At 64.1% G+C, this 16371-nt stretch carries 14 protein-coding genes; 4 read left to right on the top strand and 10 right to left on the bottom strand.

Annotated features, from left to right (window positions below):
• The first annotated feature begins 872 nt into the window (after positions 1-872).
• Positions 873-2831: a glycosyl transferase family protein gene (locus tag DPV79_RS25375; protein ID WP_244321808.1), complete on the top strand. Its 1959-nt coding sequence runs from the start codon at positions 873-875 to the stop codon at positions 2829-2831.
• Entirely contained in the window at positions 2828-4522 is a 1695-nt protein-coding gene (locus DPV79_RS25370) for an NfrA family protein (protein WP_113046743.1), read from the top strand. The genes DPV79_RS25375 and DPV79_RS25370 overlap by 4 nt, the downstream gene beginning before the upstream one ends.
• A gap of 40 nt (positions 4523-4562) precedes the next feature.
• Here DPV79_RS25370 and DPV79_RS25365 read toward each other — a convergent pair whose 3' ends face one another.
• Together DPV79_RS25365 and fabF are read right to left on the bottom strand one after the other, a co-directional pair.
• A complete protein-coding gene (locus DPV79_RS25365; RefSeq protein ID WP_226127073.1) occupies positions 4563-5465 on the bottom strand; it encodes a hypothetical protein in 903 nt (300 codons plus the stop codon).
• A gap of 745 nt (positions 5466-6210) precedes the next feature.
• The gene (fabF, locus tag DPV79_RS25360) at positions 6211-7500 is read right to left on the bottom strand and encodes a beta-ketoacyl-ACP synthase II (protein WP_113046741.1); all 1290 of its coding nucleotides are present in this window, start codon (positions 7498-7500) and stop codon (positions 6211-6213) included.
• A gap of 99 nt (positions 7501-7599) precedes the next feature.
• Here fabF and DPV79_RS25355 point away from each other — a divergent pair, with 99 nt between their 5' ends.
• Positions 7600-8235, top strand: coding sequence for a TetR/AcrR family transcriptional regulator (locus DPV79_RS25355; RefSeq protein WP_113046784.1), 636 nt, complete (start codon positions 7600-7602; stop codon positions 8233-8235).
• Positions 8236-8309: 74 nt separating this feature from the next.
• Here the strand turns inward: DPV79_RS25355 and DPV79_RS25350 are convergent, their stop codons facing one another.
• The gene (locus tag DPV79_RS25350; protein WP_027790699.1) at positions 8310-10610 is read right to left on the bottom strand and encodes an NADP-dependent malic enzyme; all 2301 of its coding nucleotides are present in this window, start codon (positions 10608-10610) and stop codon (positions 8310-8312) included.
• Between the two features lie 136 nt (positions 10611-10746).
• Here DPV79_RS25350 and DPV79_RS25345 point away from each other — a divergent pair, with 136 nt between their 5' ends.
• On the top strand, positions 10747-11718 hold the full coding sequence (locus tag DPV79_RS25345) for a LysR substrate-binding domain-containing protein (RefSeq protein ID WP_113046740.1): 972 nt from the start codon (positions 10747-10749) through the stop codon (positions 11716-11718).
• 86 nt (positions 11719-11804) lie between these two features.
• Here DPV79_RS25345 and DPV79_RS25340 read toward each other — a convergent pair whose 3' ends face one another.
• The 7 genes from DPV79_RS25340 to DPV79_RS25315 form a co-directional block, all read right to left on the bottom strand.
• A complete protein-coding gene (locus DPV79_RS25340) occupies positions 11805-12482 on the bottom strand; it encodes a hypothetical protein (protein WP_113046739.1) in 678 nt (225 codons plus the stop codon).
• A 110-nt stretch (positions 12483-12592) separates the two neighbouring features.
• Positions 12593-12742, bottom strand: a complete 150-nt coding sequence (locus tag DPV79_RS42775; protein ID WP_155643525.1) for a MerR family transcriptional regulator — start codon at positions 12740-12742, stop codon at positions 12593-12595.
• Positions 12743-12749: 7 nt separating this feature from the next.
• The gene (locus tag DPV79_RS25335) at positions 12750-13244 is read right to left on the bottom strand and encodes a GNAT family N-acetyltransferase (protein ID WP_113046783.1); all 495 of its coding nucleotides are present in this window, start codon (positions 13242-13244) and stop codon (positions 12750-12752) included.
• Between the two features lie 108 nt (positions 13245-13352).
• A complete protein-coding gene (locus tag DPV79_RS25330) occupies positions 13353-13796 on the bottom strand; it encodes a hypothetical protein (RefSeq protein ID WP_059627684.1) in 444 nt (147 codons plus the stop codon).
• 151 nt (positions 13797-13947) lie between these two features.
• The gene (locus tag DPV79_RS25325; RefSeq protein WP_021156695.1) at positions 13948-14175 is read right to left on the bottom strand and encodes a hypothetical protein; all 228 of its coding nucleotides are present in this window, start codon (positions 14173-14175) and stop codon (positions 13948-13950) included.
• 127 nt (positions 14176-14302) lie between these two features.
• Positions 14303-14677: a VOC family protein gene (locus DPV79_RS25320; protein ID WP_021156694.1), complete on the bottom strand. Its 375-nt coding sequence runs from the start codon at positions 14675-14677 to the stop codon at positions 14303-14305.
• Between the two features lie 735 nt (positions 14678-15412).
• Positions 15413-16327, bottom strand: coding sequence for an alpha/beta hydrolase (locus tag DPV79_RS25315; RefSeq protein WP_060129323.1), 915 nt, complete (start codon positions 16325-16327; stop codon positions 15413-15415).
• Positions 16328-16371: the final 44 nt, after the last annotated feature.

Here is a 16371-nt window from a genome sequence, read left to right as displayed (position 1 = left end):
TGCGCAATTGGAACCAGACAAATAAATCCGGGAGGAGATGGCTTTACTTTCAAGCTAGATCCGTACCATCGGTCGCAAATGGGCATGCGCCAAGGGGGTGAAATTGACGCATCGACGCCACTCGAAAATTGGGCCGATAAAACGTTTCAGGCATGCAACGCGGCGGTGTCATGAATTTAATCGGACAAACGCGCGAACCCTGTTCGTACGATTCAGGGAAAACCAGTCAATCGCCGAGCTTCTCTGAGCGCAACGGGAAGATTTCCTCCGGTGACATGCATGTGCAATGACGACTGAAGCGCCGGCTTTCCGGTTCGACGCCGGTTCATCCGGCCGGTCACCGCCGGAATCGTGTGGCGATTTCCCGAAAGCGACGATCGGAGCCCGGCAGAGGGTCGGAAAACGATGTGTCATCCGGTCGATCGACGGCGTGTTTCAGCACTGAAACATTTGGCTCGGATTCGGCGGGCCGATCCTGTGCGGCACCCTGCGATGCCCTTGACGTCAAGGGTCGCGCAGCGATGGCGCACGACTTGCTACATGAGCTGTGTGCTGCGGAGTCGGTGCGCGGGGGCACTGCGCAAGCGTCGGGTGGAGAGCGGCGGCAGGCGATCAGGAATGCAGGGACGGAGGCAGGCAGGCAAGCGGGAAACGGGCTGTCAAAAAGTCATCCACTGAACACGTTGCATCGTTCGCGATGCAACGTGACCACATCGGGAAAGCTCGCGTGCTGCCGGCTTTTTCGAGCGGCGGGAATTCGCGCGGCGCAAGCCACGGAGTGGACGTGACGGGGCCGGCGAGGACAGGGAACTTTCGTCTTTCGTCGATACGAGGAGAAATATCAAATAAAAGATAAAATCGCGGAAAAAATGATGGATAACATGATTTGGAGTGCGTACTTATACGCACTTAACCTTGTCGCCATTGTGACCGCAATTGTCATCCTGGTGAGCACACTGGATGACCTCACGCTGGATGCCTGTTACTGGTCGTTTGAAATCCGGCGCATCCTGCGCCGTGAAAAATCGCAAACGATCGATATCGGCATGCTGCGCGCGCTGGAAGAACGGCATCTGGCGCTGATGGTTCCGGCCTGGAAGGAATACGACGTGATCGCCAAGATGATCGAAAACACCTTGGCGACCCTCGAGTACGAGCGCTACGTGATATTCGTCGGCACCTATCACAACGATGCCGAAACCACGGCCGAGGTCGAACGCATGGTCCGCCGGTACCCGGGCAGGGTCACGCGCGCGACCGTCATGAACGACGGGCCGACCTGCAAGGCGGACTGCCTGAACTGGATCGTCGAAGCGATCCTGCGCTACGAAGGGGTCCACCGGATTCAATTCGCAGGCGTCGTCATGCACGACTGCGAGGACGTCATTCATCCGGTCGAACTCAAGTACCTCAACCACGCGGTCGCGGATAGCGACCTGGTCCAGCTTCCCGTGCTGTCCTTGCCGCGAAAATGGAACGAATTCGTCGCCGGATGCTACCTCGACGACTTCAGCGAAACGCACCAGAAGGACGTGCCGGTTCGGGCTCGCCTGACCGGCGTCGTCCCGGGCGCGGGCGTTGCATCGTGCTACAGCAGGCGCTCGATCGAAGCGGCGATGAAGGAACGCAACGGCGCACCGTTCAACACCAGTTCGCTGACCGAGGATTACGACTTCAGCTTCCGGTTGAGAGACCTGGGGATGAAGGAAACCTTTGCATGCATTCCATTGACGGGCATCACGCGCGATGCAGCGGAAAGACGCGCAACGGGTAGCGTCGCCTATCGAAACCTGCTGGCCACGCGCGAGTATTTTCCGAAGACATTTCGTACCGCGTACCGTCAGCGCACGCGCTGGATCCTCGGCATCGCCTTTCAGGGCTGGGAGCAACTCGGCTGGAAAGGCAATCTTCTCACCCGATACATGTTCTTCCACGATCGCAAGGGCATCGTGACCTCGCTGTTCTCGGTCATTGCCTATGGCGTGCTGGTCAACTTCCTGTTGCTCGGCGCACTTCAGCGATCCCTCCATGTCATCCCCGTCGGCGCCCCGCTCTTCATGGCGAGCCACTGGGTCGCGCCGCTGCTGTGGGTCAACACCGCCATGCTGTTTGCGCGGGCCGGGCAGCGCTTCCATTTCGTCAGCAAGCTGAACGGCCCGACCCAGGGGCTGTTGTCGATCCCGCGGATGTTCGTCAACAACCTGATCAATTTCTATGCGGTTTGCCGCGCGTGGCGCATCTATATCGGCCACCTGGTGACCGGCAAGCCCATCGCCTGGGACAAGACCAGCCATACCTACCTGTCGAACGAAGCGCTCGGGAAAGCGCGCATGAAAGTCGGCGAGATCCTGGTCGGCTGGGGCGTGGTCACGCTGGAGCAATTGCAGGCGAGCCTCGAGAAGCAGCTGACCTGCGGCAAACGGCTCGGTGAACTGCTGGTCGAAGGCTGCGCGATATCCGCCGAATCGCTCGCGGATGCGATCGCCGAGCAGGCCGAGTTGCCCCGGGTGAGCCTCGGCAACGTCGCGGTGGGCCACTTTGCGGATTCGCTGGCATTCGAGCTGCAGTACGCGTACCACGCCGTGCCGTTTTCGACCGCGGAAGACGGCACGTTGAACGTTGCGGTCGGGCGACCGCTCACGCCGGACGAACAGGACGTCGTGCGGCGCGGAGCCCGATCGAATGTGGCGTACTTCATCGCCTGCGATGCGGAGATTGCCGCCGAACTCTCCCGGCACTCGCGCTTCGTCGAACTCGCCCGCGCACGCGACGGCGACCCGGCGGCGCAGCAGGGCGCCCTCGTGACGAAACCGTCGGGAGAACAGGCATGAAGCATTCGAAACCCCCGATCGCGGCCGGCCTCAAGCGCTGCGCCCGGTTGAGCGCACTGGCGATCGCCGTGTCGCTGGCGTGGCACGCGCCGGCCTCCGCCGCGCAGCCGCTGACGCCCAAGGCCTACCGGCTCGCCGACAGCGCCTACAAGGCGATCAATGCCGGCGACCTGCCGCTCGCGGAAGTGTATGCGTCGCGCGCCATCCGGATTCAGCCCGGTAGCGAACAGCTCGGGCTGCTGCTCGTCGACGTATACAGGCGGGAAGGAAAGGTCGACGAAGCGGACGCCCTGGTGGAATCGCTGATGGTTCGTTTTCCGAAGAGTGCGGCGGTGCGTGCGCAGCACGGCTACCTGGCGCAGCGGCAGATGCGCTACGACGTCGCCTGCAGCGATTTCTCGGCCGCCGTCGCAACCGGGAAATGGAGCAAGGAGCAGCAGCGCAACCTGCGTCTCGCCTGGTCGGACAGCGCGCTCGCGGCGAATCGTCCGCATGAAGCCGGCATTGCGCTGGCCCCGCTCGCCGATGAAAAATCGGCCGTGGTGCAGTTGCGCATCGCGCAGTTGAGCCTGCAGGCGGGCGACCGCGATACCGCGATCCGGATGGCGGATCTCGCGGCCGGCGATGCGACGACCGAAGGCGAGCGCAACATGGCCGCATCGATCGCGGCGCAGGCGCGGCAGGAAGACCAGCCCGCCCAGGCGCCGGTGGACAATACCGCGCAACAGAAATTGCAGGAAGCCTATGACCTGCTGCGCGACCACAAGGATCGCGAGGCACTCGACGCATTCCAGGAGGGATTCGCCGGCGGCGCCGGCAACGCGATGAACTACGCGGACGCGGGTTATGCCGCCAAGCGGATCGGGTTGAACGACGAGTCCATCGACCTGTTCGAGCACAGCCTCGACGCCGACGAGAACGAACACAAATTCGATGCGCAGCACAAGTTCGGCTATCGACGGGAAGTCGAGCAGCTTCAGCGCACCTGGGGGTTCGTGCTGAGCGCGCCGTACCAGTCGGCCGCGTTCGGCCCGCAAGGCACGATCAGCGTGTTGCAGCCGGGTATCGAAGCGTATTGGCAACCGCCGAAGATCGGCTACCAGAACGGCCGCATCTTCCAGTTCTTCGTGCGCGGATACGGCACGGCCTACGACGGGACGGGCAACGTGACCGGCATGCCGACCGTGCAGGGTTCGGTGGGCGCGCGCTACAAGCCGCTGCCCGACCAGAACGTCGTGCTGACCGCCGAGCGGCTGTTCCACGTCGGCAGCCTGTCGATGACGGACTGGCTGATGCGCGTGGGTTATTCGTCGGAGGCCGGGACCGACCTGAGGGTCACCGAACCGAGCTGGCGCAGCTGGCAGGCGTATGTCGAGGGCGCGTACTTCATCAGCGCGGGTCGATACATCATTTATTCGGAGTTGCGTTACGGGCACACCTGGCGTTTGCCGATGATCAGCGATCGGCTGACCATCTACCCGCACGCCGCGGTGGCCGGCGATCACGACAATCGACAGCCGGAAAAGACGGCGATCGGCGCCGGGCCCGGCATCCAGTTGCGGTACTGGTTCCGCGAAGGGCGGTACAGCGCGCCGGCAAGCTATCTGGATGTCACGGTGCAATACCGGTTCGGATTGACGTCAGCGGCACGCGCACGTGGTCTCGTGGTACGCGCGACATTGTGGTTCTAACCAACGACGCTGACGCTTGCTCCTGGATGGCGCTTTTCGCTTAGTTGGGCGCCTTGAGCGTGATGATCGTCTGACGCAACAGCTGGAAGTACGAGCTCGTCGAATACGGGAGCATTTGCTCGGCGTAGTTCCACCAGAAGAATCCGCCGATGAAACGCGGATCGGCCATGCTGTTGACCATCGGGTAGTAGGTCTTGATCAGGTTCTGCTGCACCGATGCGGGCGCGGAGGTATCCGAGGTGCCGATTTCGCCGAAGCCGACCTTCGCGTTCGGGAAGATGCTTTCCAGCGCCGCGAAATCGTTCTTCCACGTCGGGTTCAGCCCCGGGCAATCCTGATATGGGTAGTAGCTGAACAGCGCGTAGTCGGCCTGCTGGCGGACCGTCGACGACAGGAACGCGGTCGGCCACGTCTTCCAGTAATCCTGCGGCTTCTCCCAGCAGTTGTTGCCCTTGCTGTCGTCGTTGTAGTACAGCGTGATGGCCGTCTTGCCGCCGTTCGATTTGACGATCTGGTTGGCCGCCGCAACCATCTGGCCGATCTGCTGCTCTTGCGAGTTGACCACGGAATTCGTGCCGCTCGGGTTGTTACGCAGCCATTCGCCGTTGATTTCGTTCGCGATCTCCCAGACGTCGACGGTGTTCTTCAGCTGCGACACCAGTTCCTGCGTTCTTGCCTTGTACGTGGCGAGATCCGTCGGGAAATAGTAGGAATCGTAGACTTCGCCCATCACGTACGCGACTGCGTGCAGGCGCAGCAGAGGCGCGTAGTAGTCGGCGGCCGACGTACCCGGATCGAACACGACACGCACGGTGGGCTTGTACGGCAGGTTCTGCAGCGACGCGACGATGGCGTCCAGTTTGGTCAGGTCGTCGAGGGTCACACCGTAGACGGGATTCTTCAGAGGTTCGACCTGGGCTTCGGCGGGCCGGGATAAAGGCATGAGCCCGGCATAAGCGACGCATGCGGCGATGGCCGTGCGCGAGATATTTTTCGTCAGTCCTTTCAAAACGCTTTCCGTTATAAAGTAAGAGGAAGCGCGATTTTAGACGAAAATAAAAGCTAATTATCGGATGATACGCGAAGTAGCGGGCCCTAAAACTTCGTTAGGATTGGTATCGAATACGCGCTATCCGGCGTGTCGCCACGGGCGATTGTTACGAAATACTGATTAAATCGGCGCGAGGTGCGGAGACGCGGCAGAGGCGTCCAAGGGTTTAGCCGATATACGAGTGGTTGCTTGCAAACGATTGCGGACATCCCAAGCCGGTAGCAACGGATTTCGACTGACAAGCGCGGCAGCCTGAAGGGAGCCGCTCACCACGGCCGCGCCTCGAGGTTGAAATGGCCCGAAGAAATCAGGCCGGCCAGAACGTCCGTCGCCAAAGTCAGATCAGGTGGGTAAGTCGAAACCCTGATCTCTCAGACATCGTCAGATCAGGCCTGAGATTGCTTCGCCGTCACGTCATCACGGGCCGCGATCCACTCGAAGCCGACGTATGCCTGCGCATTCGCTGATGCCGAGAGCGAATGCTCAATTGAATATTCCGATTAGACCGTGTACCGAAGGGTTTCGGCGAATGGCCCGGACTTCACGCGTCCGCCGAGCGTTTGGCCGTGAACCGATCGCCGATCGAGGAGCCGACCGGGCCATTGGCGCCCGGCAGGCTTCGCAGACGCGGGCGCCATCAGGCTCCCCAACGCTTGAAGACGAGGCTGGCGTTCACGCCGCCGAAGCCGAAACCGTTGGCCATCGCGTGAACGATCGGCATGTGCCGCGGCGCATCGCGCACGATGTCCAGGCCCTCGGCGAGTGCGTCCGGCTGTTCGAGGTTCAGCGTCATCGGGACGACCTGATCGCGCAAGGCCAGGGCGGTGAAGATCGCCGCTACGCCGCCGGCCGCGCCCAGCAAGTGGCCCGTCGCCGACTTGGTGGAGGTGATGGCGAGCGGGACGTCGACGCCGAACAGGTCGCGCACCGCGGCCAATTCGCCCAGGTCGCCGACCGGCGTCGAGGTCGCGTGAGCGTTGAGATGCTGCAGGTCGGACGGAGTCAGGCCGGCCTGCGTCAGCGCCGTCTGCATCGAGCGTCGCGCGCCGCTGCCGTCTTCGGGGCCGGAGGTAATGTGAAACGCATCGGCGCTGGTGCCATATCCAATGAGTTCGACCAGGGGCGCGGCGCCGCGCGCAAGCGCGTGCTCGAGCGATTCGATCACCAGCATGCCGGCGCCTTCGCCCATCACGAAACCGTCGCGGGCCCGGTCGAAGGGTCGCGATGCGCGGGTGGGTGTGTCATTGAAGCCGGTGGACAAGGTCTTCGCTGCGGCGAAGGCGCCCAGGCTGACGCGATCGATTGCGGCCTCGGCGCCACCGCACACCGCGATGTCGGCCTCGCCGCAGCGGATCAGCCGCGCCGCGTCGCCGATGGCCTGGATGCTCGCGGCACAAGCCGTCACCGGGGCACCCATCGGCCCCTTCAGGCCGTGCCGGATCGACACGTGGCCCGCCGCAAGGTTGACGAGGAACGAGGGGATCGTGAACGGCGACAGACGCTTCGGTCCGCGCGTCTCGGTCGTCCGCACCGCGCCCGCAATCGCCGGAAATCCACCGATGCCCGACGCGATGACCGTGGCGGTGCGCCGCTGGGACGCTTCGTCGGCCGGAGCCCATTGCGCCTGCGCGAGTGCCTCTTGCGCGGCGGCGAGCGCGAAGGCGATGAAGCGGTCGATCTTGCGCTGGTCCTTGGTCGACACGAAGCGGTCGATGTCGAAGCCGCCGCACCCGTCCTCGTGCACATCGGGCACCACACCGCCCACGCGGGCCGCGATGTCCGCCGTCATCGAATCCGGTAGCCGGCGCAAGCCCGACTGGCCGGCCAGCAGCCGCTGCCACGCCAGCTCGACTCCGCACCCCAGCGGCGAGACCATTCCCATCCCGGTGACGACGATTCGGCGGTTCGCAGTGGGCGTGATGTGCATGGATTCTGTCCTGGTCGAGCTATTGATGATGATCGCCATCATACAGTATTGAGTATGATTGTCATCAAAACGCAATGCCATGCGCACGAAAGGATCTTCATGAAAGTCTCGAAAACGCAGGTGGCCGAGAACCGCCTGGCCATCCTGCAGGCCGCGGCCCGGCTGTACCGCGAGCGCGGTTTCACCGGCGTGGGAGTGGCCGACATCACACGCGAGGCCGGGCTCACCCACGGCGGGTTGTACCGGCACTTCGAATCGAAGGACGCACTGGCGGCCGAGGCCGCGGAATATGCGTTCGAGTGGAAACTCTCCGAGCTGGAGACACCGGATGCCGATGCGAACGCCGACGCCGACGGGTTCCTTCGAACCGGAGTCGCGAATTACCTGTCGGCGCAGCATCGCGACAGTGTCGGCCAGGGCTGCCCGGTGGCCGCGCTCGCGGCAGACGCGGCACGCGAAACGGGCGCGATCGCAGACGCTTTCGCCCAAGGCATCGGGCGCTACATGACGCTATTCGCGCAGCGGAGGCCCGATGGTACGGAGGCTGCGCAGATCGAACCCGAGGACCGGGTTCGCGCAATTTCGATGCTGTCGACAATGGTGGGCGGATTGATCCTCGCCCGAGCCACCGCGCGGGGATTGCCCGCGCTATCTGACGAGATTCTCGCGACCTTGCGCGATCATCTTGCGGCCACATGGGACCTCGATGAGGTCAACGTCGACGGGCACGACTAGAAAGCCATCGCCGAAGGGGCGAATCCCCCCGAACCACACCGCGTCCGGTGAACCCGCCCCCTTCCGGTTTCCGCTCAAACCGACGCGTTCCGGTTCGCCTCGATCACCGTCAACGCCGTCATGTTCACGATCCGCCGCACCGTCGCACTGGACGTCAGAATATTCACCGGCGCGTTGACGCCCAGCAGGAACGGTCCCACCGCCACATTGCTGCCCGCCTCCGTCTTGAGCAGGTTGTACGCGATATTCCCCGCATCCACGTTCGGGCACACGAGCAGGTTCGCCGCCCCCTTCAGCGGCGACATCGGCAGCAGCCTCGACCGCAAGCCCTCGTCGAGCGCGCAGTCGCCATGCATCTCGCCGTCTGCCTCGATATCGGGCGCCTGCTCCCGGATGATCTCCAGCGCCCGGCGCATCTTCACGCCCGACGCCGCACTCCCCGACCCGAAGTTCGACCGCGACAGCAACGCCGCCTTCGGCGTGAGGTTCAGCCATTCCATCTGACGAGCCGCGGCAATCGTGAATTCCGCGATCTGCTCGGCATCGGGATTGTCGTTGACGTGCGTGTCCACCAGCGCGACCGTCCGCTGGTCGAGCAACAGGATGTTCATCGCCGCATACGTGGACGCACCCGGCTTCCTGCCGATCACCTCGTCGACGAACCGCAGGTGGTTGTGATATTCGCCGACCGTGCCGCAAATCATTCCGTCCGCATCGCCGAGCCGCACCATCATCGCGCCGATCAGCGTCAGGCGGCGCCGCATCTCGACCCGCGCCATTTCCTTCGAGATGCCGTCCCGGCAGCGCAGCTCCCAATACGTCGTCCAGTACTGCGGGAACCGCTCGTCGTACTCGGGGTTCGTCACCTCGACATCCTGGCCGAGCCGGATCCGCAAGCCGAACCGCTCGATGCGCGCCAGCAGCACTTCCGGGCGCCCGACCAGGATCGGACGCGCCAGCTTCTCGTCGACGATCACCTGCACCGCGCGGAGCACGCGCTCGTCCTCGCCTTCGGTGAAGACGATCCGTGCCTTGCCGCCGTCACGCACCAGCCGGCGCGCCGTCGCGAACAGTGGCTTCATGAACGCGCCGGAGTGGTAGACGAATTGCTGCAGCTGCTCGACATACGCGTCGAGATCGGTCAGCGGGCGCTTCGCCACGCCGCCTTCCATCGCCGCCTTCGCCACGGCCGGCGCGATACGGACGATCAGGCGCGGGTCGAACGGCTTCGGAATCAGGTATTGCGCGCCGAACGCCACGTCGTATGCGCCATAAGCCGCCGCGACGACTTCGTTCTGCTCTTCCTCGGCCAGCCCCGCGATCGCGTGCACCGCGGCGATCTCCATTTCGCGGGTGATCGTCGTCGCGCCCACGTCCAGCGCGCCGCGGAAGATGTACGGGAAGCAGAGGACGTTGTTGACCTGGTTCGGGTAGTCCGAGCGGCCCGTCGCGATGACGACGTCGTCGCGCGTCGCGTGCGCCAGTTCCGGGAAGATTTCCGGCGTGGGATTGGCCAGCGCGAGAATCAGCGGGCGCGGCGCCATCTCCTTCAGCATCTCGGCACTCAGGATGCCGCCGACCGACAGGCCCAGGAACACGTCCGCGCCGCCGATCACGTCGGCCAGCTTGCGCGCATCGGTTTCCTGCGCAAAGCGCGACTTGGCCGGGTCCATCAGCGCGGTGCGCCCGCGATAGACGACGCCTTCGATATCGGTCACCCACACGTTTTCGACCGGCAGCCCGAGGTCGACCAGCAGGTCCAGGCAAGCCAGCGCGGCGGCCCCTGCGCCCGACGTCACGACCTTCACTTCCGAAATCGACTTCCCGACGACCTTCAGCCCGTTGATGAACGCGGCGGACACGGTGATGGCGGTGCCGTGCTGATCGTCATGGAAGACCGGGATCTTCATGCGTTCGCGCAGCTTCTGCTCGACCGTGAAGCATTCGGGCGCCTTGATGTCCTCGAGGTTGATGCCGCCGAAGGTGGGCTCGAGGCCCGCGATGATGTCGACCAGCTTGTCCGGATCGGTTTCGTTGATCTCGATGTCGAAGACGTCGATCCCCGCGAACTTCTTGAAGAGCACGGCCTTGCCTTCCATGACCGGCTTGGACGCGAGCGGGCCGATGTTGCCCAGACCCAGCACGGCCGTGCCGTTCGTGATCACGCCGACCAGGTTGCCGCGGCTGGTGAAGCGGTGCGCCTGCAGCGGATCGGCGGCGATGGCCTCGCACACGCCCGCCACGCCCGGCGTGTACGCCAGCGCGAGATCGCGCTGCGTCACGAGCGGCTTGCTGGCGACGACCGAGATCTTTCCCGGGGTCGGAAATTCGTGATAGTCGAACGCTGCCTGCTGCTGTGTCTCAGTCTGTTTCATGTTTTTCGATCCGGGCACGGGCGCCAGGCCAGTCCCGGCGCGATCCATGAAGGTGATTCTAGGGATCCGCCATAAGGTGATGATTCTGTTTTAATATCGCTCCATCACTTTTTCATGATGAATACGTGACCAGTCAATGACTTTTGACGCGAACGACGTGGTCAGGCGGCTGGGCGCGCGCCTAAAGATGCGGCACCTGGTGCTGTTGCTGCAGATCCAGCAGCACGGGTCGCTGACGCGTGTCGCGGAGCACATGGCCAGCAGCCAGCCGGCCGTGACGAACGCGCTGTCCGAGCTGGAGAGCATGTTCGGCACGCCGCTCTTCGAACGCTCGTCGCGCGGCATGCGGCCTACCGCGCTCGGCGCGGTCGTGCTCGAGCGGGCGAAGGCGATGATCAAGGATCTCGACCACCTCGCCCGCGAAATGGAGGCCGTCGCCGCCGGGCATGCGGCCCACCTGCACATCGGCGTGATTCCGTTCATTTCCGGGCAGATGCTGTCGGCGGCGCTCAAGCGGCTGCAGGCGCGCATGGAACGGCGCCTGACCGTGACGATTCACGAAGGCACCAGCGATCAGCTCCTGCTGCAGCTCAAGGATCACAGCGTCGACATCGTGATCGGGCGCGCGTCGGCGGCGATCGACCTGGGGCAGGTTTCCTTCGAAGTGCTGTACCAGCAGCAGCCGCGCATGATCGCGAGCCGGCGTCTTGCCGCGAAACTGGCCCGCACCGCGCTGGACTGGCACAAGCTGCACGCGCTCGACTGGATTCTCGGCGCCCCGCATACGCCGATGCGGGAACAGGTCACCGACCTGTTCCTGTCGGCCGGCATCCCGCCGCCCGTGCCGATCGTCGAAAGCTACTCGTCCAAGCTGATCGGCGAGATGATCGCGTCGAGCGATGAGGCCGTATCGATCGTGCCCGCCGACATCGCGGAAGAACTGGTGCGGATCGCCGGCGTGGCGATCGTGCCGTACTCGCTGGTCTGGACGCTCCCGCCCATCGCGCTCTTTACCCGCGCCGCCGATTCGCGCTCGCCGGCGCGGGATCTCCTGGTCGACGCGTTGCGCGAGGTATGCAGGGAGACTTACGGGGAAGCGCAGCGATGAGGCTGCGGGCGGCCGCCTGAACGGCGGTTCGCCCCCGCCGGCAACCCACGCGCGCGGCGGCGGAGGCTCGCCGCACCGGCAGCGCGCTACTTGCTGGCGGCGAGGTGACGCAGAATGTCCGCACGCTCGGCGCTCAACACATGATCCGAGCCCTCGCCGCGGTCATAACGCTTCGCGGTCCGGTAGGAAAACCGCTTCCTGTACTGCCCGATGGCGGGGTCGAACGTCCACGCGTCGACGACGAAAAAGTGCTTGCCGAAATGATCCTCGTCGTCGGCCCACACGAAGTCCGCCCGCACGAACACCGGATAGGGCGACACGTCCGGCAGCTTCCACATCGCGCGATCGGCCGTCTCGGTCTGGGTGACTTCCGGCATGAGGTTCTCGATCTTGCCGTTCGCGCCATAACGCAATATCGCCACGCGCTCCAGCATCCCGCTGCCCCCGCCCGAGAACATCCCCGAGAAGAACACCCACGAGCCGCCCGACGCAATCGGCAGCCGCTCGGACCGCGGCATCAGTCCGAACTGGTAAAGCTCCTTCGACGAATGGGGAACCGGCTCGGGCGGCATCTCGAAGCATGGCGCACGATCGGGGAGCACGCAGAGTTTCACGCCGGACAGCGGAAGCCCGTCCGAATCCTGCCGGCCCTCCGCCTGGGTGAAACGCGGGAATGCCGGTTCGCTCGGGGCGGCCTGCGCACCCGCGATGCCGGCGACGGAAATGCTCAGGACCACTCCGAGCGACGTGAAGACCCTGCGCATGCACCTGCCCCCTTCTCTCATGTTTTGGTAGCCGCGAATTGTCGATGATCCGGCCGCTTCTGTCGAATGAGCAGTCGGTCGCGGCCGGCGATGCGCGCCGGCCCGTGCCCTCAGACGGTGGCCAGGACCAGCCGCCCCGGCGATGCGCCGGCCAGTTGGCTGTCGAGGCTCGCCTCGATGTCCGACAGCGAATACCCGAACCGTTTCAGCGCGTCGATCCGATTGGTCGAGGCGTCCGGGTGAATTCGCCGGGGTTCCAATTGAACGCTAATCAGCCTGTTTCTCGTACAACGACCAGACGAGCCCTTCCGATTTCAACCCTACGCGAATGAAGCCAAGCGACTCGTAATAAGCGCAGAGCGTCACGTTTTCGACGGCGCAATCGAGCCGGACATAACGCCGGTTCAAGCTGCTCACCTTGCGAGCGCACCAGTCGAGCATGAAACCGCCGAGCCCGAGCCCGTTGAAGCCTTGCCGCACGCAAAGCCCGTGCACGTAACCGGCGATCGGTGCCTGCGGCCCCCAGTGCCGGTCTTCGCCGAAGCCGAGCGAGAACGTTCCGGCCAACGCGCCGTCCAGCTCGACGACATACACGTCCTTTTCAGAAACGTTGCTCCGCACCCACCGTTCGGAGAATCCGTCGCCTTCCTTGCCCCACGCATGGTCGCCGTACGTGAGCTTCTTCGCGTGTGCGTCGTTCCGGATCCGCGTCAGCGCCGGTACGTCGTCTGCCGTTGCCCTGCGGATGTTTTTCGAAGTCATCGCCCGTTTCTCCGTGGCGTCGTCACGTCGCGGCTCGACAGCCGCCATCCCGTCACGCCGTATTTTCGACAGCGGGCACTCGCCCGGTCAGCCGAAAGCACGACGCTCTCATGATGCTGCCGCCTGGAACCAGCGCGTACACGGGCCCGTGTAAATGAGCACGGTCGCGATCGCATTGGCGAGAAAGCCCACTTCGATCAGGCTCAGCCTGAAAGGGAGTCCCATCACGAGAAGGGCCATTGTCGTGACGACCGTGAGCCCCAGTTCCAGCACACGCGCCAGCTTTTGTCGCTGGCACAGGCCCACGATCAGGCTCGCGTTCAGCAAAAGCCAGAAGGCCTGGATGATCCCGATCATCGCAGCGCCTTTGCGCATGAGCACGGCTTTCGCCGCGGGGATTTCGCCAGCCTGGTCGAAACCCAGCATCGTGAGCCAGACGGCGAATCCGGCCTCGATGAGCCAGACGATCGTGAAGAGCGCGATAGCGTGACGGATCTGCAGCGGTGCGTCGGCGCGAAACGCCGGCATGGCCTTCAACTTGCTGATTGGCATCGTCGCTTTCAGGAAGCTTGCGCTCCCCGCCCCGGATTGTGTTCGTATCGTATTTGCCGCTTGTCGATTTCACGACGCAGCGAGTTTCGGCCGAGTGTAGTCCATCCGCAATCACCACAAACGCGTACGCGCACGCACGCCGAACACGCGTCTAGTGCGAAGCATTCAAGCCCTGCCGGAGAGCCTCGTAGATCCCCGCGCCGGCATCAACGATGAACAGGAGTGCAATGGCGACGCACACAACGCGCCCGATACCGCGCAGGCGCGCCACGCCGACATACAACCCGACAGCGCCGACGCAAAGCGTCACGGGCCAGTAGATGGCCCCCATGAGAATCGCGATGACGGGAAAAGGCAGGTCAATGGCGATGTCACTCATCCCGGAAAGCTCCGTTGCTCGCATGAAGCAAGCGTTCGCTCATCGATTCGACGGCGTCGGTCGACCGCCGTCCCTCCGCACCTGACCTTGCAAGCCGCCGCGCCGCCCCATGCCGCCCGACAGGGCATCACCCCTGCGCCTGATGACACACCACCTCGATATTGTGCCCATCCGGCCCGATGACAAACGCCGCGTAGTAGTTCGCGTGATAATGCGGCCGCAGCCCCGGCGCGCCATTGTCCTTCCCGCCCGCCTCCAGCGCCGCGCGATAGAACGCATCGACCTGCTGCCGGTCGTCGGCCACGAACGCGATGTGAAGATGCGCCGGCTTCTCCGACGTCTGGAACAGGCACAACGATGGTTTGCCAGGTGGCGACATCTCGATGCCGTACGACGGATCGCCCTCACCCACCACCACGACGCCAAGCGGTTCAAGTGCGTTGAGGAAAAACGTCTTGCTGGCTGCAAAGTCGCTCACGCCGAATTTGACATGGTCAAACATGACTCCCCCTTCGGATGGATGGGTCTGCCGGCACCCGGATCGGATATGCAAATCACCGCGATGTTGCCACATGCAGCGATCGGTGGCACACCTGCCCGCCCTCGAACAAAAAAAGCCCGACACGGTCGGGCCAACGAGCGGGATACAAGAAGAATCCCGCTCACCCCTCATCGAGCGGTCACACCGTGCTGCCTGACGTCATCACGATCCGGGCAAGAGCCGACGATTGCACACGACGTTGCGACCGATCGTCGATCGTCAGGATTCCATGAAAGGGTTCGGAAAGAATGGCTATGGCGAAACGGGGGTGCCGGATGACGCACCCGCCGGCAGGGTCGGGAGCGGAACGGCCGATGGCGCCCGCCCGAAAAAATTGGCCCGCACCTGAAAGCGCGGGCCAAGCCGAGAACACACAACACCTTGGGGGGGTATCAAGGCGAGACCAGTCTAGCCCGAGTCGCCGGAAAGAAAATTTCAGGCCGGATTACAGCTATTACTCCATATGACGAAGCATCGGCCGCCGCCGTGTGCGGGCCAAGAGGCGACACATCGTCCGCGAGCGCGTGAGGCATCGCAGTATGCCGTTCGCCGGTGTTGCTTCGGGCGGGCGACGGATGTAGTCGTGCCTCCGAGTGCCTTGCCGCCTTCCCCGCAAACGCGGGCACCACCGAAGCTGGCGGTATCGCCATTCGCGCACGCCGTGGACACCGCACGCACGCGCCGCAACCGGTCAGGTCAGCGCGCGCCGGACAGATGCAGCGTGAACCACTCCACCGCCGCCCGGCTCGTTTCGTCGAAATGCTCGATATACGGCGTGAAATGCCCGCCCTTGATCTGCAGCAGGCGCTTCGGCTCCAGCGCGTTTTCCCACGCCTTGAGGCACAGGTCGGTCGGCGTCAGCAGGTCCTCGTTGGCCACGATCATCAGCAACGGGGTCGGCGAGATGCGATCGACATACTGGCCCGGCTCGTTCTCGCGCGACATCTCGGCGCTGCGCAGCGTCACTTCGTTTTTCCAGTTCGGCGCACACCGCGCCGCCGACTCGGTGAAGAACCGGTACGCATCCGCGCCCGCCATCGCGCAGGCTGTCGCGGGGTCCGCACTGACTGCCGGCAACATCGCCGGCACGCCGCCCGCGAATCGCTGCCTGCGATCTTCATCGAAGCGAGCCAGCGCCGCGGGCACCAGATCGGAACGCGTGCGGCGCAACGCCGATTGATATCCGCTGATCGTCGGCACCTGCGAAACCACGCATTTGACGCGCCGGTCGATGGCCGCGACTTCGAGCACGTGGCCGCCGCTGTAGCTGGTGCCCCAGATGCCGATGCGTGCGGCATCGACGTCCGGGCGCGTCAGCAGATAGCTGATCGCATCGCGATAGCCGCGCTTCTGCTGCACGGGGTCGATCTCCTGACGCGGATACCCGTCGCTCGCGCCGAAATTCCGGTGATCGTAGAGCAGCACGCCAAAGCCGCCGGCGGCAAACACCTCGGCGTAGCGGTCCAGATATTGTTCCTTCACGCCGGAGAAGCCGTGCGCCATCACGATGGCCGGATACGCCTGCGTGCCGGCGATGCGCCGCGCCGGTTCGTAGTACCAGCCTCGCAGCGTGGCGGCTTCGGACAGGAATTCGATGTCGTGTCGCGTCATGTCGGCTTGCCTCGTTCGGTCAGTGGATTCGATGACCGACACGA

This window comes from Burkholderia reimsis (assembly GCF_003294055.1).
Classification (GTDB): domain Bacteria; phylum Pseudomonadota; class Gammaproteobacteria; order Burkholderiales; family Burkholderiaceae; genus Burkholderia; species Burkholderia cepacia.
This window is presented reverse-complemented; position numbering and strand designations above follow the sequence as displayed.